Below are 22,401 nucleotides of genomic sequence, written 5' to 3'. Positions count from 1 at the left end.
TATCCTAGAATTCCGATCCATCGTTCAAGGATATACAGTGACTGATCTTTCTTTTTTTCCGATCACGAAGAAATGGCCCGCGCGGCATCCTGACCGCATCCAACTTTATTCGCTGCCGACCCCCAATGGCGTGAAGGCGGCCATCATGCTTGAAGAGACAAAACTGCCTTATGAGCCGCATCTTGTCCGCTTCGAAGAAAACGAGCAGAACTCGCCGGAATTCCTTACGCTCAGTCCCAACAACAAGATTCCCGCCATCGTGGACCCGGACGGCCCGGATGGACGGCCGCTGGGGCTATTCGAATCGGGCGCCATTCTTATCTATCTGGCCGAGAAAACCGGAAAGTTCATGCCTAGCGATGCGCCTGGCCGCTACCAGACGATACAGTGGCTGATGTTCCAGATGGGCGGCATAGGTCCGATGTTCGGCCAGCTGGGCTTTTTCAATAAGTTTGCCGGGAAAGATTACGAAGACAAACGCCCCCGTGACCGCTATGTGGCAGAGGCCAGGCGTCTGCTGGGGGTGCTCGACCAACGCCTCGAGGACCGTGACTGGATCATGGGCGACGAATACACCATCGCCGATATTGCCACCTTCCCCTGGGTAGGCAACCTGATCGGTTTCTACGAGGCAGGCGACTTGGTGGGGATCGCCGATTTCAAGAACGTAAGACGTGTGTTGGATATATTCGCAGCCCGTCCGGCGGTGGTCAAGGGGCTCGATACACCAAAACGCACCTGATCCATGCGAAGGCGCCAAAGTCAGGTCTGCCTGGCAAGGGCTTTCAGTGTTTCCAACTGGTCTGCTTCAACGACGGGCTTGTCCCGCCGCCAGCGCAGGATCCGGGGAAAGCGGACCGCAATGCCGGATTTATGCCGTCTGGAAAGATTAACCGCTTCGAACGCCAGCTCAAAGACGTGCAGCGGTTCAACGGCCCGGACCGGCCCGTAGCGGTCGGTCGTATGTGCCCGGATCCACTTGTCGAGTTCAAGTATCTCCTTGTCGCTCAGACCGGAATAGGCCTTGGCGATGGGCGTCAATGTTTCACCCGTCCAGAGTCCAAACGTATAGTCGGTATACAGCGTGCTGCGTCGTCCATGCCCGGGTTGTGCGTACAGCAGTACGGCGTCGATGGTCAACGGGTCTATTTTCCATTTCCACCAGTCGCCGCGGCGCCGTCCGGCCTGGTAGCTTGCGGTCAGGCGCTTGAGCATCAGGCCTTCCACCCCGCGCTCACGCACGCTGGCACGCAGAACACCAGCCTCATTCCAGTCGACGGCCTGGATCCGGGGCGAGAGGCGCAAGGGCGAATCTGGGGGGCATTGCTGCAGCAGTGACTCGAGGACATGACGCCGTTCGTGCTGTGGAAGCGATCGCAGGTCTTCGCCATCGCATTCCAGCAGGTCGTAAGCCAGAACTTGCACGGGAGTTTCTTTCAGGACTTTTGGCCCGGGCTTGAGCCGTTGGATGCGTGTTTGCAAGGCGGTAAAGGGCAACGGCGCATCGTCGTCCTTGCGCCATGCCAGTAATTCGCCATCCAGCACACAGTCGCGGGAGAGGTGGGCCGTCGCGGCCTCTATTTCGGGGAAGCGTCCGTCAAGACGTTCTTCCCCCCGGGACCAGAGCGCGACGCCTCCCCGGCGCTTGAGCACTTGCAGCCGGATACCATCCCATTTCCACTCCAGCAGCCAGTCGGCAATGTCGCCCAGCGCGCCTGGGTCGGCTTCCAGCGGCGATGCGAGGAAGAAGGGATAGGGCTGCTGGCTGTCGCTGGGCAATCGTTTCGCGGATAATAAATCCCTGAGGAAAGCCGGCGAAGGCAGCCATGCACCCAGCATGCGTTGTGCGATACGCGCAATGTCCACTCCCGAAAGCTCGGCCAGCGCCTGCTGTACCAGTCGCTTGGAGACACCCACCCGCAAGGAACCGGTCAGCAGCTTATTGAAAACCAGCCGTTGGTCCAGGGTCAGTCCTCGCCATGCCCGCAGGATGGCCTCCCGCCTGACTTCGAACGCCGCGTTGGCCACAGGCAGGAGTTGCAATTCAATCCAGTCCGCCAAAGAGATATCTTCCATGGGGTGGTCCGGATCTGGCATCAGCAATGCCAGGGTCTCGGCAAGGTCGCCGACATGGTCGTAGCTTTCCTGCACCAACCAGTCGGGCATGTCCACAGCGGCGGCTATCCATGCGCGCAATTCCGCGGAGGTGGCGATTTTGCGCTTTGCGCTGGTGATCTTCCCGCCCGACAACAAATAAAGTGCCCACGCCGCATCACGTGGCGGCGCATCGCGGAAGTAAGCGATCAAGGCGGCACGTTTGTCCAGCGTGGCTGTGCTGCGATCCAATTCCTGGTAAAGGAGAGCAAAGCGTTCCATGTGAGTGTCAGTCGTCCTCGCCAAACTGGGTCGCCAGCGTTTCGGCAGCAATTCCGACGTCCTTGAGCGCGCGCACCAATGCACGCGTATCGCCGTGGGTCACAATGATCCGGCTTGCACCCGTTTGACGTATGGTGCTCATCAGGTCCGGCCAATCAGCATGGTCCGAAATGACGAAGCCCCTGTCCATATTGCGCCGCCGCCGGTTGCCGCGTACGCGCATCCAGCCTGAGGCGAAGCCTTGTTGCGCATTCCGGAAGCGTCTCAGCCATGAACTGCCTGCCGCCGAGGGAGGGGCGATCACCAGTTCGCCCGCGAAATCCGATGCTGCGGGCATTTCGCTGATGAGGCGGGTGGGTATCATCGGGATGCCGGCGCGCCGATAAATGTCCACGCCGACCGCCATGGCGCCATGCAGCAGCACAGCCCGGTCAGTATGCGCCATGATCTCGGCCAGCACGCGTTGGGCTTTTCCCAAGGCATAACAATACAATATCGCGGTTTGCCCGCGTGCTGCGCAATGGTCTCGCCATTGTACGATGTCGCGCGCAACAAGCGAGGTATCGGGCCAGCGGTAAATGGGCAGGCCAAATGTGGATTCGGTGATGAAGGTATGGCACGGCACCACTTCAAACGGGGCGCATGTAGGATCGGCCTGGCGCTTATAGTCGCCGGAAACTACCCAAGTGACGCCGTCGACCTCAATGCGTACTTGAGCCGAACCCAGCACATGGCCTGCCGGATGGAACGATACCAGCGCATGGCCCAGCTGGAATGCCTCGCTGTAGTCGTAGGGATGGAACACCTGGTGCGGAAGCCGCCACTGCAGGATCGGCAGGCCGGCACGGGTCGTGTAGTATTCGCCCATCCCTGCTTTGGCATGATCGCCGTGCCCGTGCGTGATTACCGCGCGCGCTACGGGTTGCCAGGGGTCGATATGGAAATCGCCCGCCGGGCAATACAGGCCTTCCGGACGTAGCTGGACGAGGTCTTCCATGGCTAGGTTTCGTTGTCTTGACCCGCATAGTGTATAGGCAGAACGTCGGCGCGTATGGGCGTCCAGGAATGTGTCCTCCCTGCCGTGCCTTTGCTGCTTCAGACAACAGAAGGGACACTATCGTTGATGTCCGATTCTGCGTAATCAGGCAATACCGGCGAAGCGCTGCTCGAGATAGGCGATTATGTCGTTCGATTCGTAAAGCCAGCGGGACTTCCCCGATTCCTCGATACGCAGGCAGGGTACTTTGACCTTGCCGCCGCCCTCAAGCAGACGTTCGCGCATGGGACTCGCCTTGGCGTCCTGCAACGCGACTGGTACGTTGAGGCGGTGCATGGCGCGGCGCGTCTTGACGCAGAACGGGCAGGCGTGGAATTGATAAAGCGACAGTCCGGCCGCTTCCTTGACGACCCTCGCCTGGCCTTCGACGGAACGGTGTTGCGGGCGGGGACGAGTGAGGGCATCGCCAAGCACGATCATTTGGCCAAGGCCAGCACGCAGGGTTTTTATCAACATGGGGGTAATTTCGACACTTGCAGGAAAGACCGAAGTTTACCCGGTTCGGTTGCCTGGTAACGCCGGATCATGACTGCGGCGGAGCGCCAAGCAGATCCTGCGCGTCGAGCAGGGCATAGACGATGTGGGGATTCTGCTCGAGACATCGACGTATGGCAGCGGGTATGGCCTGCTGCGTTTTCCTGCACAGTCCAGGCCGAGGGCCGAGTTGAATGGTCAGGCCGCGCACCGTGCGCACACCATGAACACTGGGGCTGATTTGAAGCAGCACGCCGAGCTGATCATGGATGCGTTCCTGAACGTGCTTCAAGTCATCGTAGCTCGAAATAGTCTCGATGCGCGCAATAAGCTTTTTCTCCTGATCTTTGGTCAGCAGCAGGATGCGTGTGTCGCCATTCGGGTCGCCCAGCAGCTTTTCGCGCTCGCAGGTGCACGCGCCAGGCGGGCAGGCTTCGCGGATAGGAACGGGAATGGAGGGCTGCACTGGATTCACGTGGGAGCGCCGGAGATACAGAAGCAAGCGACGATTTTACCGCCAGGACCGACTTCCGGCCATTATTTCCCGGATTCATGCGTGGTGCTTTCAGGAGATAATGATCATCATCACATTGGGCAGCAAAGGAATATCATGAACTGGAGAGCGTGGCGCCGTCAGTGGCTGACCGAACCTCTGTATCGTATGGCGCGCGACAGCATGCCCACACTTTCCCCGACTGAACGCCAGGCCATCGAAGCGGGCGATGTCTGGTGGGATGCCCAGATCTTCTCTGGCAAGCCCGACTGGGGAACCCTCGTCAATGTAAAGCCCGTTGTGTTGAATGCCGAAGAGCAGGCGTTCATGGAAGGCCCGGTCGCCCAACTTTGCCGCATGCTCAACGATTGGGAAATCACATGGCGGCATGGCGATCTCCCTGCACCAGTGTGGGCATATATCAAGCAGAATGGTTTCTTCGGCATGATTATTCCCAAGGAATATGGCGGCCTTGGTTTTTCAGCGTACGCGCATTCCGAAGTGGTGCGCCGCATCTCTGTGCGATCCATCGCCGCGGGTGTCACGGTCATGGTGCCCAACTCTCTGGGACCCGGTGAACTCCTTATGCAGTTCGGCACTGAAGAACAGCGCCAGTACTGGTTGCCCCGGCTTGCCCGTGGCGAAGAGATTCCTTGCTTCGGCCTGACCAGCGCGGAAGCCGGATCCGATGCCTCGGCCATGACCGACACCGGTGTGGTATGCCGGCGCGATGTCGACGGCATCGAAACGCTGGGCATACTGCTCAACTGGCGCAAGCGCTATATCACTCTCAGTCCCGTAGCGACGGTCATGGGCTTGGCTTTCAGGTTGTCCGATCCCGACGGCCTTATCGGCGACACGCCGGAGCCGGGCATTTCTCTAGCATTGGTACCGACCAATCTTCCGGGCGTCACCATAGGCCGCAGGCACTTGCCTGCCATGCAGGCGTTCCAGAATGGTCCGACCGAAGGTTCCGATGTCTTCGTGTCGATCGATGCCCTGATCGGCGGCGTGCAGCGGGCAGGGCAGGGTTGGCAGATGCTCATGAGCGCCCTGGCCGCCGGGCGGGGAATCTCCCTGCCATCCTTGTCGGCTGCCGCTTGCGTGTTCGCGGCGCATACTTCGGGGGCTTATGCCCGTGTGCGGACACAGTTCGGCATCCCGATCGGCAAATTCGAAGGCGTCCAGGAAAAGCTGGGTCGCCTGGCCGGCAATGCCTACCTGGTGGAAGCGGCCCGCCGTTTCACGTGTTCCGGACTGCAGCTGGGCTACAAGCCGTCCGTCGTATCGGCCATCATGAAGCTGCATGCCACCGAGCGCATGCGGCAATCCGTAAACGATGCCATGGATGTGCACGCCGGCAAGGCCGTCATAGACGGACCAAGCAATTATCTGGGAAATCTCTATCGTGCCTTACCCGTGGCCATTACGGTGGAAGGCGCCAATATCCTCACGCGCAGTCTCATCGTTTTCGGGCAGGGTGCAATACGGGCGCATCCCTATCTCATGAAAGAAGTCGTGGCGTTTGGCAATAGCGATCAGACCGCCGGCGAGGACGCCTTCGATGCCGTGATATGGAAACACCTGGCGCACAGTGTCGGGAACGCTTTGCGTGCAAGTGGTATGGCATGGACAGCCGCGCGCTTCATCTCAGCCCCGCATGGAACGGGGGCTACAGCTGCTTACCATCGCGGCCTGATCCGGTATTCTGCGGCATTCGCCCTGGTCTCCGAAGTCGCGCTGCTGACACTGGGTGGGTCATTGAAACGCAAGGAGATGCTCTCGGCCCGCCTGGGTGATGTACTGGCCGAGCTGTACCTGCTTACGGCCGTGCTCAAGCGATGGCAAAACGAGGGGCAACATGAATCCGATCTGCCGCTCGTAAAGTGGTGTGCCGAGCAGGCTTTTGCGACGATCGAGAAGCGACTGGACGATGTCTTGCTCAATCTTCCTGTGCGCAGCGCCAGTTGGGTGCTGCGCGCTTTGCTTCTGCCGCCGGGCATGCGGGCTACGCCGCCGTCCGACAAGACGACAGCGCTATGTGCCAACATGCTGCTCGAACCATCCGATACGCGCGATCGGCTGGTGGGTGCGGTGTGGGACGGCCATGACAGCCCCAGCGTCGAGCGTTTGGAACGCGCCTTTGAATTGGTCGTCGAAGTCCAGCCGGTGCTTGACCGCGTAAGGCACGCTGGACTGAGGGATTGGCGGGTCGCGCATGCCAATGGCGCGATAACACAAGCACAGGCCGATGCGCTGGAGGCGGCGGAGCAGGCCGTGGCGGCGGTTGTCGACGTGGATGATTTTGCGGCCGACGAATTTCAACGGCCGCAACATCCGGCTTAGTCGACCCGCTCTTTGCGCTGTATGAGTTCTATCTTGTAGCCGTCGGGGTCTTCCACGAAAGCAATGACGGTCTGGCCATGTTTCATGGGGCCGGCTTCGCGTGTCACGTTGCCGCCCCGTTCCTTGATGCGGGCACAGGCGTCGTACGCATCCTCGACTTCCAGGGCAATGTGCCCGTAGCCATTGCCCAAGTCGTAGGAAGACGTGTCCCAATTATGTGTCAGCTCCAGGGCGGCGCCTTCGCTTTCGTCCTGGTAGCCCACAAAGGCAAGTGTGAACTTTCCATCGGGGTAGTCTTTACGGCGCAATAGTCTCATTCCGAGGACATCGGTGTAGAACATCAGCGACCGGTCCAGGTCGCCGACACGTAGCATGGTATGTAGTAGGCGCAACGCAATCTCCTTGAAAGTTGTTCGGATGATGGCTGGTGGGACCAGGGTGTCAAATGAGCGGCAGCGAGCTGGGGTCATGCTGTCGAAGCGCATTACGGGCGGGCTCGAACCCGGGCAGTATCAATCCGACCTCGCGCCAGAATTCTTTGCTGTGGTTCATATGGCGCAAATGCGCCAGCTCGTGAGCAATGACGTAGTCAATGATAGCGTGTTCAAAATGAATAAGCCGCCAATTCAGCATGATATTGCCATCGCTGCTGCATGACCCCCACCGCGTGGCAGCCGACGAAAGTCGCCAGCGGCGGATTTTCAATTGAGTGGCGTCCAGGAAATGCTGCAGGCGATCGCCAAACCAGGCCAGGGCTTGTTGTTGCAACCAGGCGTGCACGCTGTCACGTATCCGGTTGCGATCCGCAGCAGCGGGCAGGGCCAGGCTGAGTACATCGCCGTGCATGGGTGAAAAGGCGGTACCCAGAAACAGTGGGGTCTTCTGTGTGCCGTCCAGCTTCAGCACAATATGGGTCCCGAGGTAAGGGATGGTCCCGCCATCCTGCCATAAGGTCGCGGCAGTGGCCTGGTGCTGCTGGCGCGCCTGCCTGATACGCAACTTGCCAAGTATCCAGGAGGCTTTCTCGATCACGGTCGTATCGATCTGGCTCAGTGTGACCCAATTGGGAGCCGTGACTTGGAGGCCGTCGTCATTCACAGTGAGTCCGATGCTTTTTCGTCGCGATCGCTGTAACACGTAGCCGATGGTCTGCTGTGCCGCCTTCACTTCGCGCCAACGGGCGTTCGACGGCAAGGCTGGCGGACACGTGGTCGTGACGGTGAGCTCCGCCCTGGCCATGGGAGCGGGCTGCGGCGCCGTGTTGCAGGCGGGACTGTCGGAAAAGAGGGTTAGCTGCTCAGTCAGGTCCATATCGCTCGGGATTCAGTATCCGCATTTCAGATTCGATCCACTCCTGGACTTTACGGTTTACTGCATCCGCGTCGAGTCCGGCGGTCTCGATCAGTGGGCCTATCGAGACGGTGATAAGTCCTGGCTTCTTGATGAAGGCATTGCGCGGCCAGCACTCGCCGGCATTGTGAGCGACCGGGATGACAGGCGTATTGGTGCGTGTGGCCAGCAAGGCCCCGCCCAGCTTGTAGCGGCCGGTCTTGCCCGGCAACATGCGCGTTCCCTCGGGAAACAATATCGGCCAGCGACCTTCATTGATGCGTTCTTGCCCGATCTTGACCACCTGCTCGAAGGCATCCCGGCCTTTTGCACGGTCTATCGGTATCATTCGCAATTGCGCGAGTCCCCAGCCGAAGAACGGGATGCGGTGCAGTTCCCGCTTATAGACAAAACACATGTCGCGGGGCATGTAACCGATGATGAACATCGTTTCCCAGGCGGACTGGTGTTTGGAGAGCATGACGGCAGGTCCGTCGGGAAAGTTCTCCGCTCCTTTCAACTCCCATCGAATGCCCAGTATGACCTTGGCGCCCCAGATGCCCAGGCGAGGCCAGCCTATGGTGAGTTTATAGCGCCAGTGCAGGGGCAGGGGCCACCACAGCAAGCAGGCGATGGCATAGGGGATGACTGTAACGGCAAGAAATATCTGGTAGAGCGTTGAGCGAAGTACTGCCATGTTTATTCCTCGGAAAGCCAGGCGTCGGCGACGGCGGCGAGATCCGTCCTGATCTGGGTGCCAGCGGGCAGGTCGGGATGGTTTCTGGTTTTTTCACCGTTGCCCGTAAGGACTAGCCACGGGGTGCAATTGGCCGCCACGGCCGCTTGCACATCGCGCAGCGAATCGCCCACCGCTGGTACGTTCTTGATATCAATATCATAACGGCCCGCTATGTCAAACAGCATGCCCGGTTTGGGCTTGCGGCATGCGCAGCCGTCGTCAGGTCCATGCGGGCAGATAAAAATGGCATCGACGGTGCCGCCTACATGCGCAAGTTCGCGACGCAACTTTGCATGGATGGCATTGAGCGTATCCATGCTGAACAAGCCGCGCGCCACGCCGGACTGGTTGCTGGCGATGACCACGCGCCAATTGGCGCGAGAGAGACGGGCGATGGCTTCGAGGCTGCCGGGCAGGGCTATCCATTCGTCCGGGCTCTTGATGTACTCATCACTGTCTTGATTGATGACCCCGTCTCGGTCGAGTATGGCAAGTTTCACTGGGCTAACCTGGAAATGTCGGCGACTTGGTTCATGACGTGGTGCAGCTCCGCCAGCAGGGCCAGGCGATTGGCACGGATGGCGGGATCGTCTGCCATGACCATGATATCGTTGAAGAAAGTATCGACGGCCATTCTGGCCTGTGCCACGGTAGCCAGGCTGGCGGTGAAGTCGCCCTGCGCCAACTGGGCTTCGGCCTGCGGTTTGAGCTTGCGGATGACGGCGTCCAGGGCTTGTTCGGCCGGTTCAGCCAGCTTGCCGGGATCGACGGCCCCGGGTTGCTCGTCGGCTTTCTTGAGCAGGTTTGCAATGCGCTTGTTGGCGGCGGCCAGGCTTTCTGCTTCAGGGCGTTGCGCAAAATTGGCGCAGGCCTGTATGCGGGCATGGACTTGGTGCAGCGGCGGTTCAATTGCGAGCACGGCATCGACGACATTGCGGTCGAAGTCGTTGTTCAACTGGTTCCGATAGCGTTCGTACACGAACGCCTGGACTTCGTGTGCCGTTGCCGCACCTAGCGCATCGGGGGCGAAGCTTGCCGCGGCCTGGGCAAGCAGCTGGGGCAGCCGCAGTCCTTGGCTGTTGTGGATTGCCAAATAGCCGCCCGCCTGCAATTGCTCGAAGGCGCTGATCAGTCCCAGGGCGGCCCGGCGCAGCCCGTAAGGGTCCCGCTCGCCGGTAGGCACCAGGCCTATGCCCCATATGCCCAGTAATGTCTCGGCGCGTTCGGCGATGAAAAGCACGGCCGAGGTAAGCGTACCGGCGGAGACGGGAGTATCGAGACGTATGCGGTATTGATCCTGCAGGGCGAGGACGACATCGTCGGGTTCGCCATCGGCCTTGGCGTAATAGCCGCCCATAATGCCCTGCAGTTCGGGGAATTCGCCAACCATATTCGAGCCCAGGTCGGCTTTGGCCAGCAGTGCGGCACGGTCGGCGTTCTCGACGTTGGCACCCAGTTGGCCAGCGACGTGGCGTGCTATGTGCCGCACACGCTCCACGCGTTCAAGCTGGGTACCCAGCTTGTTGTGATAGACGCTGGTGGCCAGCCCGGCAACGCGGTCGGCCAACCGGACTTTGCGGTCGGTCTGGAAAAAGAACTCGGCGTCCGCCAGCCGGGGGCGCACCACACGCTGATTGCCTTCGATGATATGCACCGGGTCGTCGACCTGCATATTGCTGACGATGAGGAAGCGGTGCGTGAGCCTGCCCGTTTCCGGTTCGAACAGTGGGAAGTACTTCTGGTTCAGACGCATGGTGAGAATCAGGCATTCCGGCGGCACCTGCAGGAACTGCTGTTCGAACTCGCCCACGTACACCGTGGGATGTTCGACCAGGGCCGTGACCTCTTCGAGCAGGGCATGGACGTCGTCATCCGTTCCTATCGTCGCGCCCAGGGCTTGGGCCTGGCTCTGCAGCTGCTGGTTGATCAGTGCGCGGCGGGAAGTGAACGATGCAATGACTTTGCCTTCGTCATGCAGCTGTTGTTCGTAGGTGTCGGGCGACGTGATATCAATGGCCCGGCTGGCCATGAACCGGTGTCCCAGGGTCGTGCGTCCTGCCTCCAGTCCCAGGACTTGTGTTGCAACGATTTCCTTGCCCCACAACGCGATGAGCCGGTGGGCGGGACGTACGAACTTGACGCTGCTGACGCCATCAGCCAATTGATACCGCATGACTTTTGGAATGGGCAGGTGCGCAACGGCGTAGTCAAGCGCTTCTTGCAAAGCGGTGCGAAGCAATGCGCCTGTCGCAACGCCTCGTGCGTAGAGATAATCTTGTTTTCCGTCGGACTCGATGATGAGTTCGGATGCGCAAAGGTGGCCCAGGCCTTTGCTTGCCAGCTTCTTCTCCAGTGCGGGACTGATTTCACCAGTTGGAGTCAAGCCTATCTTGGCCGGCATGAGTTTTTCGGTATAGGCCTGGTCGGGCGCCTGGGCAAATACGGTGCCGAGCACGACGCCCAGGCGACGCGGTGTTGAAAAATCCGACGTAATACAGTCTGCGGCCAGCAAATGATGTTGGTCCAGTATCTTGCGTATGCCTTCGGCAAATGCAATACCAAGCTTTTGCAGCGCCTTGGGTGGCAGCTCTTCGGTGAGCAGTTCAACCAGCAGCGGCCGGGACTCTAAATTGGAAACCGCGGTCATTGTGCGACCTCCGCGGCAATGGGCTGCACGAGCATGGGAAATCCGAGTTTTTCGCGTGAGTCGAAATAAGCCTGCGCAACGGCGCGGGACAGATTGCGGATGCGGCCAATATACGTGGCGCGTTCGGTGACGCTGATTGCGCCCCGGGCATCGAGCATATTGAAGGTGTGCGCGGCCTTGAGCGTGGATTCGTACGCGGGCAATGCCAGCGGAACGTCGATCAGCCGACGTGCTTCTGCTTCGTAATCGTTGAAATGGGCCAGCAGCATGGGAATGGAGGCATGCTCGAAATTGTAGGTGGATTGTTCAACTTCGTTCTGATGGAAGACATCGCGGTAGTACACTTTTTGCCCGTTGTTGCCTTCGGTCCATACCAAGTCATAGACGCTTTCAACACCTTGCAGGTACATCGCCAGGCGTTCGAGCCCATACGTGATTTCACCGGTGGTGGGACTGCAGTCCAGGCCGCCGACCTGCTGAAAATAGGTGAACTGGGTTACTTCCATTCCGTTGAGCCAGACTTCCCATCCCAGGCCCCAGGCGCCCAGTGTGGGATTTTCCCAGTCATCCTCGACGAAACGTATATCGTGTTCTCGGGGATTGATACCCAGCGCGACCAGCGATCCGATATACAAATCCACGATGTCGGTGGGTGCGGGCTTAAGCACGACCTGATACTGATAATAATGCTGCAAGCGGTTGGGATTCTCGCCGTAACGGCCGTCTTTGGGCCGGCGCGAAGGCTGCACATAGGCGGCGCGCCATGGCTCGGGCCCTATCGAGCGCAAAAACGTTGCGGTATGCGAGGTCCCGGCACCGACTTCCATGTCATAGGGTTGAAGCAGGGCGCATCCCTGCTTATCCCAGTATTGCTGGAGCGTTAGTATTATTTGCTGAAAAGTGAGCATGTGCGAAGGCCATTAAAGCGAGAAGCTGCAAAATTTTTCAATTTTAACTGGTTCCGCGTGAAAGGAGGGCTGGCCTGGCAGAGGGTCAATTCCAATTGGTCGTATGATATTGGGTTACCGTCCATCTTTAACAGGCGTTGCGGCGCCGCTGCTACTTTGAGGATTGCTCCATGTCTGACTTGGTGAAAGTTGAAATCCGTGATCGCATCCAGATCATCACCGTCAATCGGCCCGAGGCGCGTAATGCCATTAATTACGAGACCGCACATGAATTGGCGAAGGCGTTTGACCAGCTTGATGAAAATGACGATGTGGTTATCGGCATCCTGACGGGTGCGGGCAACACCTTTTCATCGGGCATGGATCTTAAAGCGTTTGCGTTCAAGGGCCAGCGTCCCCTGGTCGAAGGCCGCGGCTTTGCCGGGTTGTGTGAAAAGCCGCCCCGGAAACCGTTGATTGCCGCTGTCGAGGGCTACGCGCTGGCAGGTGGCTGCGAAATGGCCCTGGCCTGCGACATGATCGTCGCGGCGGACAACGCCAATTTCGGGTTGCCAGAGGTCAAGCGCGGCATCGTGCCCGGCTCGGGCGGCATGGTGCGCTTGCCTTCGCGCATTCCATACCATATTGCCATGGAAGCAGTGCTGACCGGCGAAATGCTGCCCGCCGCTCGCGCGCATCAGTATGGGCTGGTCAACCGCCTGGTTCAACCGGGTCAAGCCCTGGAACAGGCCATTGCGCTGGCCCGCATCATTGCCGAAAACGGCCCGCTCGCTGTGCAGACCGCCAAGCAAATCGTCGCTGAATCGCGCGACTGGAGGCAGGCCGACATGTTCGACCTGCAGCGTCCCCGCGTAGCGCATATTTTTGTTTCGGCCGATGCCAAGGAAGGCGCTACCGCCTTTGCCGAAAAGCGCAAACCCGTCTGGACTGGCAAGTAAGCGCTGTCGCGCCAGATCCGAAACCTTTGGCGGGCCTTTGGGTGTCTGCCTTTTCCACGATTGAACAACCATCATGACAACCATTATTCGAGAAAGCGATTTGATCCAGTCGATCGCCGACGCAGTGCAGTTCATCAGCTATTACCACCCGGCCGATTACATCCAGCATCTGGCCCGTGCATACGAGCGTGAAGAAAGCCCTGCCGCCAAAGACGCCATTGCCCAGATCCTGACCAATTCGCGCATGTGCGCCGAAGGCCATCGCCCCATCTGCCAGGACACGGGAGTGGTGAATGTGTTTCTCAAAGTCGGCATGAATGTGCGTTTCGATACACAACGCAGCATGCAGGAAGTCTGTGACGAAGGAGTGCGCCAGGGATATCTGAATCCCGACAATCCCTTGCGCGCATCGATACTCACCGACCCCTTGTTCACGCGCAAGAACACGCGCGACAATACGCCCTGTATCGTCAGTGTTGAGCTGGTCGCGGGCGACAAGGTCGACGTGCAGGTTGCCGCCAAGGGGGGTGGCTCCGAGAACAAATCCAAGTTTGCAATGCTGAACCCCAGCGATTCGCTGATCGACTGGGTGCTGAAGACAGTGCCTCAAATGGGCGCGGGCTGGTGTCCTCCGGGCATGCTCGGCATCGGTGTCGGCGGTACAGCCGAAAAAGCCATGCTGATGGCCAAGCAATCGCTCATGGAAGACATTGACATGTACGAGCTGTTGCAGCGTGGGCCGCAGAACAAGCTGGAAGAGCTGCGTATCGAGCTTTATCAGAAAGTGAATGCTTTGGGCATAGGCGCGCAGGGACTGGGCGGGCTGACGACGGTGCTGGATGTCAAGATCCACACCTTCCCAACCCATGCCGCGTCCAAGCCCGTGGCCATGATCCCGAACTGCGCCGCAACGCGCCACGTGCATTTCGAACTGGACGGCTCGGGACCCGCGCAGCTGACGCCGCCATCGCTGTCGGACTGGCCGGACGTGCATTGGGCTCCCGATTACAACAAGTCGCTGCAGGTAGACCTCAACACGCTGACCAAGGATCAGGTCGCCAGCTGGAAGCCCGGTCAAACCCTGCTCTTGTCAGGAAAAATGCTGACTGGACGCGACGCCGCGCATAAGCGTATACATGACATGCTGGAAAACGGCGAGCAGCTGCCAGTGGATTTCACAAACCGCGTCATCTATTATGTCGGTCCGGTCGATCCGGTACGCGATGAAGTCGTCGGCCCTGCAGGCCCGACGACCGCGACGCGCATGGACAAGTTTACCGACATGATGCTCGAGAAAACCGGCCTGATCTCCATGATAGGCAAGGCCGAGCGAGGCCCGGTGGCCATCGAGTCGATACGGCGTCACGGATCGGCCTACCTGATGGCGGTCGGCGGTTCGGCATACCTGGTCTCCAAGGCCATACGAGGTGCCAGGGTCGTCGGTTTCGAAGACCTGGGCATGGAAGCCATTTACGAGTTTGATGTCAAAGACATGCCGGTGACGGTCGCCGTTGACTCAACAGGTACGTCCGTTCATGAAACCGGACCCAAGGAGTGGAAAGCACGCATAGCGGAAATACCGCTGATGGTCGTGAAATAATCTTCAGGCCTGTGTACGAAGAAGACCCACTGCATCGGCAGTGGGTCTTCTTTACCTCTTGCCCTGCCTATCGACCTTGTGCCTGCCTCCATGCCGAAAAATCGGCCCGGGCCTGTTCATCGGTGGCAGGATAGAGTCCGATGATCGACCTTCCCTTGAGCACTTCTTCGGTCACGAAGTCCTCGTAGGCAGTCATCTCGACCGCTTCGGTGGCGATTTCCTCGGCCAGGTGAGCGGGAATCACGACCACGCCTTCCCCGTCGCCCACGATCACATCCCCCGGGAAGACAGCAACGTCGCCGCAACCGATGGGCACATTGATATCGAGCGCCTGATGCAGTGTCAGGTTGGTCGGTGCCGAAGGGCGGTTGTGGTAGGCGGGAAAGGGCAGGCCGGCAATTTCGGGTGAGTCGCGAAAGCCTCCGTCTGTGACCACGCCGGCGGCGCCACGCATCATCAGGCGCGATACCAATATGGAACCGGCGGAAGCGGCGCGGGCGTCTTTACGACTGTCTATCATAAGGACGGCGCCTTCAGGACAATTGTCTACGGCGACCCGCTGGGGATGATCACGATTCTGGAACACGGCCAGCGGATTCAGGTCTTCACGCGCGGGGATGTAGCGTAAGGTATAAGCAAGCCCGACCATATTCGGCAAAGCGGGATTGAGCGGCCGGACGTCCTGGATGAACTGGTTGCGCAAGCCGCGCTTGAACAACGCTGTGCATAGTGTGGCGGTACTGATGGTTGCCAGCTTCTGGCGTAGGGCGGGACTCAGGGACACGTGTTGCTCCTAATTAGAAAATGGTAGGTTCGCGATTTGGGGCGCCGAATTCGGTTTCCAGGAAATCGAGGTCGCAGCCGGAGTCAGCTTGCAATATATGCTGGGAGAACATCCAGCCGTAGCCGCGCTCGAAAACCTTGGGTGGGGGCGTCCAGGCGGCCCGGCGTTGCGCCAGCTCTTCGTCGCTGACCTCAAGATGGATACGGCGTGCTGGCACATCGACCGTGATCATGTCGCCGGTCTTGACCAAGGCAAGGTTTCCGCCTACATAGGCTTCCGGCGCAACATGCAGTATGCACGCGCCGTAGCTGGTTCCGCTCATGCGGGCGTCGGACACGCGCAGCATGTCGCGTACGCCTTGCTTGACCAGTTTGATGGGTATGGGCAGCATGCCCCATTCGGGCATGCCGGGGCCTCCTTGAGGTCCGGCGTTGCGCAACACCATGATGTGTTCCGGTGTGACGTCGAGGTTTTCGTCTTCGACGGCCGCCTTCATGCTGGGATAATCGTCGAAAACCAGGGCCGGTCCCGTGTGTTGCAGGAATTGGGGTGCGCAGGCGCTGGGCTTGATGACGCAGCCGGACGGAGCCAAGTTGCCGCGCAGGACGGCCAGGGCGCCTTCATGGTACAGGGGATTGTCCAGGGGACGAATCACGTCGTCGTTATAGACTTCGGCGCCGGCGATGTTCTCGCCCAGGGTGCGTCCCGTGACGGTAAGCTGACTCCGGTCCAGACGGTCGCCCAGGCGTTCCATCAGGGCGGGCAGGCCGCCAGCGTAAAAGAAGTCTTCCATCAGATAGGTGTCACCGCTGGGTCGGACATTGGCGATGACCGGTATGTCGCGGCTGGCAACGTCAAAGTCGTCCAGGCTGACCGGGCATCCTGCGCGTCGCGACATGGCAACCAGATGGATGACCGCATTGGTGGAACATCCCATGGCCATGGCCACGACAATGGCATTCAGGAAGCTCTGGCGTGTAAATATGCGTTTGGGCGTGAGGTCTTCCCATACCATGTCGACGATGCGTCGGCCGCATTCGGACGACATGCGTATGTGATTCGAATCGGCGGCAGGAATTGATGAGGCGCCAGGCAGCGACATGCCTATCGATTCGGCGATGGCCATCATGGTGCTTGCCGTACCCATGGTCATGCAGGTGCCGGCGCTACGCGCAATGCCGCCTTCCACGCCTATCCATTCCGTCTTGGTGATTTTGCCGGCGCGGCGTTCGTCCCAGTATTTCCACGCATCCGAACCCGACCCCAGTACTTTGCCTTTCCAGTTTCCGCGCAGCATCGGACCTGCTGGAAGAAAGATGCAAGGCAGGCCGGCGCTGATTGCGCCCATGAGCAAGCCGGGGGTCGTCTTGTCGCATCCGCCCATCAATACCGTGCCGTCCACGGGATGGCTGCGCAGCAATTCTTCGGCTTCCATCGCCAGCATGTTGCGGTAGAGCATGGTGGTGGGCTTGACGAAATTCTCGGACAGCGAGATGGCAGGCAGTTCGATGGGAAAGCCACCACTTTGGAATATGCCCCTTTTTACGTCCTCGACGCGCTGTTTGAAGTGCGAGTGACAGGGATTTATATCGGACCAGGTGTTGAGAATGGCGATGATGGGACGCCCGGCCCAGTCTTCAGGGGCATAGCCCATTTGCATGATGCGCGAGCGATGACCGAAAGAGCGCAAGTCATCTGGCGCAAACCAGCGAGCACTGCGTAGCGATTCGTAAGAGCGTTTTGACATACGATATGAGGCCTGTGTAAGTTGAGCGGGCTGTTTCAGCGATTAAAACACTAATATATTAGTGTGTAAAGAAGGATGTAGTGCCTGTTCGTCCAGGAATTTCATGCCACGATCCCGTTCGGTTCAAATGCGGTGAAGGCGGTGTTATTTAAAATCGAATTCACAAGTCCACCATAACCCTTCAAGCTACAGCTTTACATGATGCAAGGCGAAGAGATCGACATGACTACCGTGAATCCATCGTCCTGGCTGGGCCGCACCGAAGAGTGCGACGATTCGATCGATATCGGCCATGTACGGAAAATAGCGCTCAGCCTGGATGCCATCGCCCCGGGTCCCGGACAGGCCCTGCCCTTGTTATGGCACTGGGCCTTGTTTGTCAAGGGCGTGGCTTATGACGAGATAGGCGACGACGGCCACCCCCAGCGCGGCGGTTTCCTGCCCGCCGCTGACAATCGGAATCGCATGTGGGCCGGCGGCCGGCTAGACTTTCTGCATCCCTTGCAGGTGGGCAGCGCCGCCACACGGCGTTCCACGATTTTCGCGGTCAAGGAAAAGGAAGGTCGTACCGGCAAGCTGCTGTTCGTGACGGTGAAACACGAGTATCGCCAGAATGGCGAACTATGCATTTCCGAAGAGCAGGATATCGTTTACCGCGAACCTACCGCGCCCAAGCTCGAAGGTAGCATTCAAGCGCCGCGGGCAGAATGGTCAGAGACCATCGTGCCATCCAGTGTCAGACTGTTTCGCTACTCCGCTGTCACGTTCAATGGTCATCGCATCCACTACGACGAGCCTTACGCCACCAAGGTCGAGGGGTATCCCGGCCTGGTCGTGCACGGACCCATGATCGCCACGCTGATGTGTACGGCATTCGTCCATGCCCATCCGGACAAGCCGGTGGCGTCATTCGCCTATCGCGGCCTGCGGCCGCTCATCGCGCCCAGACCGTTTCACGTGGCTGGAGCCCTCACTGGCGACGGCGCCTCACTCTGGGCAGCCCAGGACGACACACTGGCGCATCAGGCAGAATTGAGGTTCAAGGCATGAGCACACCATTGCAATCAAGCAGTACTTCCGACGGCGCCGCGGCACCTCGCCCACTGGACGGCATCACGGTGGTCAGCCTGGAGCATGCCATCGCGGCGCCGTTCTGTACGCGCCAGCTTGCCGACATGGGGGCGCGCGTCATCAAGGTGGAACGCCCTGGGGTGGGCGATTTTGCGCGCGGCTACGATGAGCGGGTGAAAGGCCTGGCCTCGCACTTCGTATGGACCAACCGCTCCAAAGAGAGCCTCGCGCTGGATCTGAAGCGCCCGGAAGCGGCGGATATCCTGCGGGATCTGATCGGGCAGGCAGACGTTCTGGTGCAAAACCTTGCACCTGGTGCGGCCGCCAGATTGGGCTTGGCGTATGAAGCCCTGCGTGAAAAGTATCCACGCCTGATCGTATGCGATATCTCCGGGTATGGCGAAGGCGGTCCGTATCAGGATAAAAAGGCCTACGACCTGCTGATACAAAGCGAAAGCGGTTTCCTGTCGGTCACCGGGACGCCGGATACGCCGGCCAAGGCGGGCTGTTCCATTTCAGACATTGCCGCCGGCATGTACGCCTACAGCAGCATCCTTACGGCATTGCTGCTGCGCGAGCGTACCGGGCAGGGCAGCCGCATTGATGTCTCCATGCTGGAAAGCATGGTTGAATGGATGGGCTTTCCCATGTATTACGCCTTTGATGGCGCTCCCCCTCCTCCACGTGCTGGCGCGTCGCACGCCACCATCTATCCGTACGGACCGTTTCCCGTCGGCGATGGCAGCGAAGTGATGCTCGGCTTGCAGAACGAGCGCGAATGGGCGGCATTTTGCCAGACGGTGCTGATGCAGCCCGAGGTGGCCGCGGATTCCCGCTTCAATTCCAATTCGCAGCGAGTCGTCAACAAGGAAACCCTGCGCGTTCTTATCGTCACTACGTTTGCATCGCTATCGCGCGCCCAAGTCATCGAGCGGCTCGAGGCAGCCAGTATTGCCAATGCCAGCGTAAACACGATGCAAGACGTATGGAACCATCCCCAGCTTGCCCGGCGAGGGCGCTGGCGGCAGGTCGATAGCGCGGTCGGCCCTTTGCCAGCCCTCGTGCCGCCGGCGACGAGTTCGGCTTTTCAGGCGCGGATGGACAAGATTCCGGCATTGGGCGAGAATTCCGCCACGATTCTTGTCAGCCTGGGGTATTCCGAAGAGGAAATCAGTAGTCTGGCGCAAAAAGGGGTAATTTGATGCAGCAGCAAATCCGGTCGGCCTTATTCGTACCGGGCACTCGGCCCGAGCGTTTTTCCAAGGCGCTTGCTTCGGGTGCCGACACGGTGATCATTGATCTCGAAGACGCCGTCGAGCACGCCTTGAAAGACCAGGCACGCAAACATTTGTGCGATTTCGCCGCTGCCAACCGGCAGGCACGGTTCTGGGTGCGCACCAATGGCGCAACCACCCCTTGGTTCAACGCCGACCTTGCTGCATGTGCCGATCACCCCAACATACAGGGTGTCTTGCTGCCCAAGGCCGAATCTGCCCTTCAGGTACGACAGGTCGCGCAGGCGGCAGGCGCGGTACTGCCCATCATTGAAAGCGCCAGAGGTGTGTTGGCCCTGGACGAATTGGCCAAGGAAAAGGGTGTAGCTCGTCTTTCGTTTGGCAGCCTGGATCTCATGCTGGAGCTCGGTACGGCGCCAGACACCGAAGGGGCTGCGCTTCTGCTGAATCACATCCGCTGCCAGATACTGCTGCATAGCGCCGCTCACGGGCTCGCCGCTCCGCTGGATGGCGTTTTCCCCGACTTCTCCAACCAGGACGGTCTGTTTCAGTTGGCGCAACAGGTGCGCGGTATGGGCTTCGGTGGAATGCTGTGCATACACCCCGGGCAAGTCGCCACCATTCATGCCGCGTTTGCGCCTACGGCCGCCGATTCGGAGTGGGCGAAACGCATTGTCGAGATCGCCGATTCCACGGGGTCTTCCGCCTTCCAGATGGACGGTAAAATGGTTGACGCGCCGGTCATTCAACGCGCCAGGCAAATCCTGGAACAAGCAATCTGACACCCGTATTGGGCTTCAGTCGGGAAGTGGACTCAGTTCCTGGTATGAGCAGTCTGCCAGCAACGTTGCGATTGGACCTTGGGCCAATCGCAGCGTCGGCGCCAGATCGGCCAGAGGCCTGAGCACAAATGCGCGTTCATGCATCCGGGGGTGGGGCACGATAAGGTCGGGCTCGCGGATGTCCTGGGTGCCGTACAGCAGCAAGTCCAGGTCCAGGGTGCGCGGTGCATTTCGATACGGACGCAGACGGCCGTGCGCCAGTTCCAGGCCTTGCAAAATCCGCAGCACATCGCGCGCCGAAAGGCGCGTGGCAAATTGCGCGACGGCGTTGACGTAATCCGGCCCGGAAGAATCGACGGGAGCACTGCGGTATAAGGGCGACAGCACGAAGTCGTCGATGCCGGGCCATGCCGCCAACTGGGCGGTTGCCTGCTCGATGCAGGTCCTGGCGTCGCCCAGGTTGGCTCCAAGACCTATGAATACCGTTGCATCATCATGCATCGCCGCAGTCTGCCACGACTAGGGCCTGCTGGCCTGCGCGGCCGGCCGGCGCCGCGGGCTACGACGCCGGCGTGCTGCCGGAGGCTTCCCGCGTTGTTCTGCCTCGTGAGCTTCTATCATTTCGGCGCGGCTCGAGTCGTCGGCGTTTGCCAGGTCCATCCACCATTGCGCCTGGACGCTATCTACTTCATGGGCCTCGGCACGCAACTGCAGAAAGTCGACGGCAGCCCTGAAACGCGGCTGTTCGATCAAACGCCAGATCGTCTTGGCATTGGCGCGTTCGAAGCGCGCCTGCATGAACCAGATCTCGCGCATGTCTGCCTGGAAGCGCCGCTGTATGGCCAGCTTGCGGGTTTGCTCTGCCACGACCGAGTCGGCGGCCTGCATGAGTGCCTGAGCGGGATGCTCGCCTTCCGCACAGATTTCCTGCCAGCGTTTGTTGACCAGTTTCCAGAGCAGGGCCGCAAACAGGAAACTGGGGCTGATCGTCTTGCCGGCGCGCACCCGGGCATCGGTGCGGGCGAGGGCGAGTTCGACGAATTCCTCGCCGCCTTCTTGCTTGAAGGTCAGGTCCATGGACGGCAGCACGCTCTGGTGCAGTCCGACGGCCTGGAGCTGGCGCAGACAGTCCATGGCGTGCCCGCAGGTCAGCAGCTTGAGTATTTCGTCGAAAAGGCGCGATGAGGGCACGTTTTCGATAAGGTGGGCCATGCGCACCAGGGGTTCGCGCGAAGCCGGGTCTATCGTGGCGCTGAGCTTGGCCGCAAAGCGCAGCGCCCGCAGCATGCGCACAGGGTCTTCGCGATAGCGGGTTTCGGGATCGCCTATCATGCGCACGACCCTTTTTTTCAAATCCGGCAAGCCTCGGTGGTAATCGATGACTTCTTCGGTGATCGGATCGTAGTACAGGGCGTTGAGCGTGAAGTCGCGCCTGGCGGCATCTTCTTCATGCGTGCCGAACAGGTTGTCGCGCAGAATACGGCCATGTTCGTCAGTGTCCTGCTCGACCGACGCCGGCGCGCGGAATGTGGATGTCTCGATGATTTCCTGACCGAATACGACGTGAACCAGCTGGAAACGTTTGCCGATGATGCGGGCCCGGCGAAAAAGCGGCCTGATCTGGTTGGGCGTCGCGTTCGTTGCGACATCGAAGTCTTTGGGTTCAAGCCCGACGATGAGATCCCGCACAGCCCCGCCCACGATGTAGGCCGAATAACCCTCGTGGTGCAGTACTTCGCACACCTTGATGGCATGGCGCGAGACGTTACGCCGGTCTATGCCATGTTTTTCCTTGGTTACCCGTTCGGGCCCGCGGCGCGGCGCGGCAAAGAGCCGGCCGACAAAGTTTTTTATTGTTTCTTTAAGCATGAATGT

21 protein-coding genes are annotated in these 22,401 nt (G+C 59.7%); 7 read left to right on the top strand and 14 right to left on the bottom strand.

Annotation, left to right across the window (positions count from 1 at the left end):
- Nucleotides 1-37 precede the first annotated feature (37 nt).
- Nucleotides 38-742, top strand: a complete 705-nt coding sequence (locus tag CR155_RS04200) for a glutathione S-transferase N-terminal domain-containing protein (RefSeq protein ID WP_102068734.1) — start codon at nucleotides 38-40, stop codon at nucleotides 740-742.
- Between the two features lie 20 nt (nucleotides 743-762).
- On the opposite strand, the gene CR155_RS04195 is transcribed toward CR155_RS04200, so the two are convergent.
- From CR155_RS04195 to CR155_RS04180, 4 genes are all read right to left on the bottom strand, one after another.
- The gene (locus CR155_RS04195; RefSeq protein ID WP_102068733.1) at nucleotides 763-2,376 is read right to left on the bottom strand and encodes an ATP-dependent DNA ligase; all 1,614 of its coding nucleotides are present in this window, start codon (nucleotides 2,374-2,376) and stop codon (nucleotides 763-765) included.
- A gap of 7 nt (nucleotides 2,377-2,383) precedes the next feature.
- Nucleotides 2,384-3,373: a ligase-associated DNA damage response exonuclease gene (locus tag CR155_RS04190; protein WP_102068732.1), complete on the bottom strand. Its 990-nt coding sequence runs from the start codon at nucleotides 3,371-3,373 to the stop codon at nucleotides 2,384-2,386.
- A gap of 144 nt (nucleotides 3,374-3,517) precedes the next feature.
- On the bottom strand, nucleotides 3,518-3,889 hold the full coding sequence (locus CR155_RS04185; RefSeq protein ID WP_102068731.1) for a glutathione S-transferase N-terminal domain-containing protein: 372 nt from the start codon (nucleotides 3,887-3,889) through the stop codon (nucleotides 3,518-3,520).
- Between the two features lie 67 nt (nucleotides 3,890-3,956).
- On the bottom strand, nucleotides 3,957-4,382 hold the full coding sequence (locus tag CR155_RS04180) for a hypothetical protein (RefSeq protein ID WP_439650411.1): 426 nt from the start codon (nucleotides 4,380-4,382) through the stop codon (nucleotides 3,957-3,959).
- Between the two features lie 135 nt (nucleotides 4,383-4,517).
- On the opposite strand from CR155_RS04180, the gene CR155_RS04175 reads away from it, so the two are divergent.
- Nucleotides 4,518-6,746 carry an acyl-CoA dehydrogenase gene (locus tag CR155_RS04175; RefSeq protein ID WP_102068730.1) on the top strand — a complete coding sequence of 743 codons (2,229 nt, stop codon included), beginning with the start codon at nucleotides 4,518-4,520 and terminating at the stop codon, nucleotides 6,744-6,746.
- Here the strand turns inward: CR155_RS04175 and gloA are convergent.
- From gloA to glyQ, 6 genes are read right to left on the bottom strand one after another with little or no spacing between them, the layout of a single operon-like run.
- Entirely contained in the window at nucleotides 6,743-7,138 is a 396-nt protein-coding gene (gloA, locus tag CR155_RS04170) for a lactoylglutathione lyase (protein ID WP_102068729.1), read from the bottom strand. The genes CR155_RS04175 and gloA overlap by 4 nt on opposite strands.
- Nucleotides 7,139-7,187: 49 nt before the next feature.
- Nucleotides 7,188-8,057, bottom strand: coding sequence for a M48 family metallopeptidase (locus CR155_RS04165; RefSeq protein ID WP_102068728.1), 870 nt, complete (start codon nucleotides 8,055-8,057; stop codon nucleotides 7,188-7,190).
- Nucleotides 8,044-8,772 (bottom strand): lysophospholipid acyltransferase family protein, encoded by a 729-nt coding sequence (locus CR155_RS04160; RefSeq protein ID WP_102068727.1) that lies wholly within the window; start codon nucleotides 8,770-8,772, stop codon nucleotides 8,044-8,046. The genes CR155_RS04165 and CR155_RS04160 overlap by 14 nt, the downstream gene beginning before the upstream one ends.
- A gap of 2 nt (nucleotides 8,773-8,774) precedes the next feature.
- Nucleotides 8,775-9,314 carry a D-glycero-beta-D-manno-heptose 1,7-bisphosphate 7-phosphatase gene (gene gmhB, locus CR155_RS04155; RefSeq protein WP_102068726.1) on the bottom strand — a complete coding sequence of 180 codons (540 nt, stop codon included), beginning with the start codon at nucleotides 9,312-9,314 and terminating at the stop codon, nucleotides 8,775-8,777.
- Nucleotides 9,311-11,461 carry a glycine--tRNA ligase subunit beta gene (glyS, locus tag CR155_RS04150; protein WP_102068725.1) on the bottom strand — a complete coding sequence of 717 codons (2,151 nt, stop codon included), beginning with the start codon at nucleotides 11,459-11,461 and terminating at the stop codon, nucleotides 9,311-9,313. Before glyS ends, gmhB begins: the two co-directional genes overlap by 4 nt.
- Nucleotides 11,458-12,369 carry a glycine--tRNA ligase subunit alpha gene (gene glyQ / locus CR155_RS04145; RefSeq protein ID WP_102068724.1) on the bottom strand — a complete coding sequence of 304 codons (912 nt, stop codon included), beginning with the start codon at nucleotides 12,367-12,369 and terminating at the stop codon, nucleotides 11,458-11,460. Before glyQ ends, glyS begins: the two co-directional genes overlap by 4 nt.
- A gap of 170 nt (nucleotides 12,370-12,539) precedes the next feature.
- On the opposite strand from glyQ, the gene CR155_RS04140 reads away from it, so the two are divergent.
- A complete protein-coding gene (locus tag CR155_RS04140) occupies nucleotides 12,540-13,307 on the top strand; it encodes a crotonase/enoyl-CoA hydratase family protein (RefSeq protein WP_102068723.1) in 768 nt (255 codons plus the stop codon).
- 73 nt (nucleotides 13,308-13,380) lie between these two features.
- Nucleotides 13,381-14,907, top strand: a complete 1,527-nt coding sequence (locus CR155_RS04135) for a fumarate hydratase (RefSeq protein ID WP_102068722.1) — start codon at nucleotides 13,381-13,383, stop codon at nucleotides 14,905-14,907.
- A 67-nt stretch (nucleotides 14,908-14,974) separates the two neighbouring features.
- On the opposite strand, the gene CR155_RS04130 is transcribed toward CR155_RS04135, so the two are convergent.
- A complete protein-coding gene (locus CR155_RS04130; RefSeq protein WP_102068721.1) occupies nucleotides 14,975-15,691 on the bottom strand; it encodes a ribonuclease activity regulator RraA in 717 nt (238 codons plus the stop codon).
- Nucleotides 15,692-15,704: 13 nt separating this feature from the next.
- Nucleotides 15,705-17,438: an L-arabinonate dehydratase gene (gene araD, locus CR155_RS04125; protein WP_102068720.1), complete on the bottom strand. Its 1,734-nt coding sequence runs from the start codon at nucleotides 17,436-17,438 to the stop codon at nucleotides 15,705-15,707.
- A gap of 222 nt (nucleotides 17,439-17,660) precedes the next feature.
- Here araD and CR155_RS04120 point away from each other — a divergent pair, with 222 nt between their 5' ends.
- Genes CR155_RS04120 through CR155_RS04110 form a run of 3 tightly spaced genes read left to right on the top strand, consistent with a single transcriptional unit; the run spans nucleotide 17,661 to nucleotide 20,526 of the window.
- Complete coding sequence (locus CR155_RS04120; protein ID WP_102068801.1) at nucleotides 17,661-18,488, top strand: HTD2 family dehydratase; 828 nt, start codon at nucleotides 17,661-17,663, stop codon at nucleotides 18,486-18,488.
- Nucleotides 18,485-19,711, top strand: coding sequence for a CaiB/BaiF CoA transferase family protein (locus CR155_RS04115; protein ID WP_102068719.1), 1,227 nt, complete (start codon nucleotides 18,485-18,487; stop codon nucleotides 19,709-19,711). The genes CR155_RS04120 and CR155_RS04115 overlap by 4 nt, the downstream gene beginning before the upstream one ends.
- Entirely contained in the window at nucleotides 19,711-20,526 is an 816-nt protein-coding gene (locus tag CR155_RS04110) for an HpcH/HpaI aldolase/citrate lyase family protein (RefSeq protein WP_102068718.1), read from the top strand. The genes CR155_RS04115 and CR155_RS04110 overlap by 1 nt, the downstream gene beginning before the upstream one ends.
- A gap of 15 nt (nucleotides 20,527-20,541) precedes the next feature.
- Here CR155_RS04110 and folK read toward each other — a convergent pair whose 3' ends face one another.
- Both folK and pcnB read right to left on the bottom strand, forming a co-directional pair.
- Nucleotides 20,542-21,027, bottom strand: a complete 486-nt coding sequence (gene folK / locus CR155_RS04105) for a 2-amino-4-hydroxy-6-hydroxymethyldihydropteridine diphosphokinase (RefSeq protein ID WP_102068717.1) — start codon at nucleotides 21,025-21,027, stop codon at nucleotides 20,542-20,544.
- A gap of 18 nt (nucleotides 21,028-21,045) precedes the next feature.
- Nucleotides 21,046-22,395, bottom strand: a complete 1,350-nt coding sequence (gene pcnB / locus CR155_RS04100) for a polynucleotide adenylyltransferase PcnB (protein ID WP_102068716.1) — start codon at nucleotides 22,393-22,395, stop codon at nucleotides 21,046-21,048.
- Between the last annotated feature and the right edge of the window lie 6 nt (nucleotides 22,396-22,401).

The sequence above is a fragment of the Pollutimonas nitritireducens genome, from assembly GCF_002849615.1.
Classification (GTDB): Bacteria; Pseudomonadota; Gammaproteobacteria; order Burkholderiales; family Burkholderiaceae_B; genus Pollutimonas; species Pollutimonas nitritireducens.
Note: the sequence above shows the minus strand (reverse complement) of the source record. Positions and strands in the feature narration are given on the sequence as shown.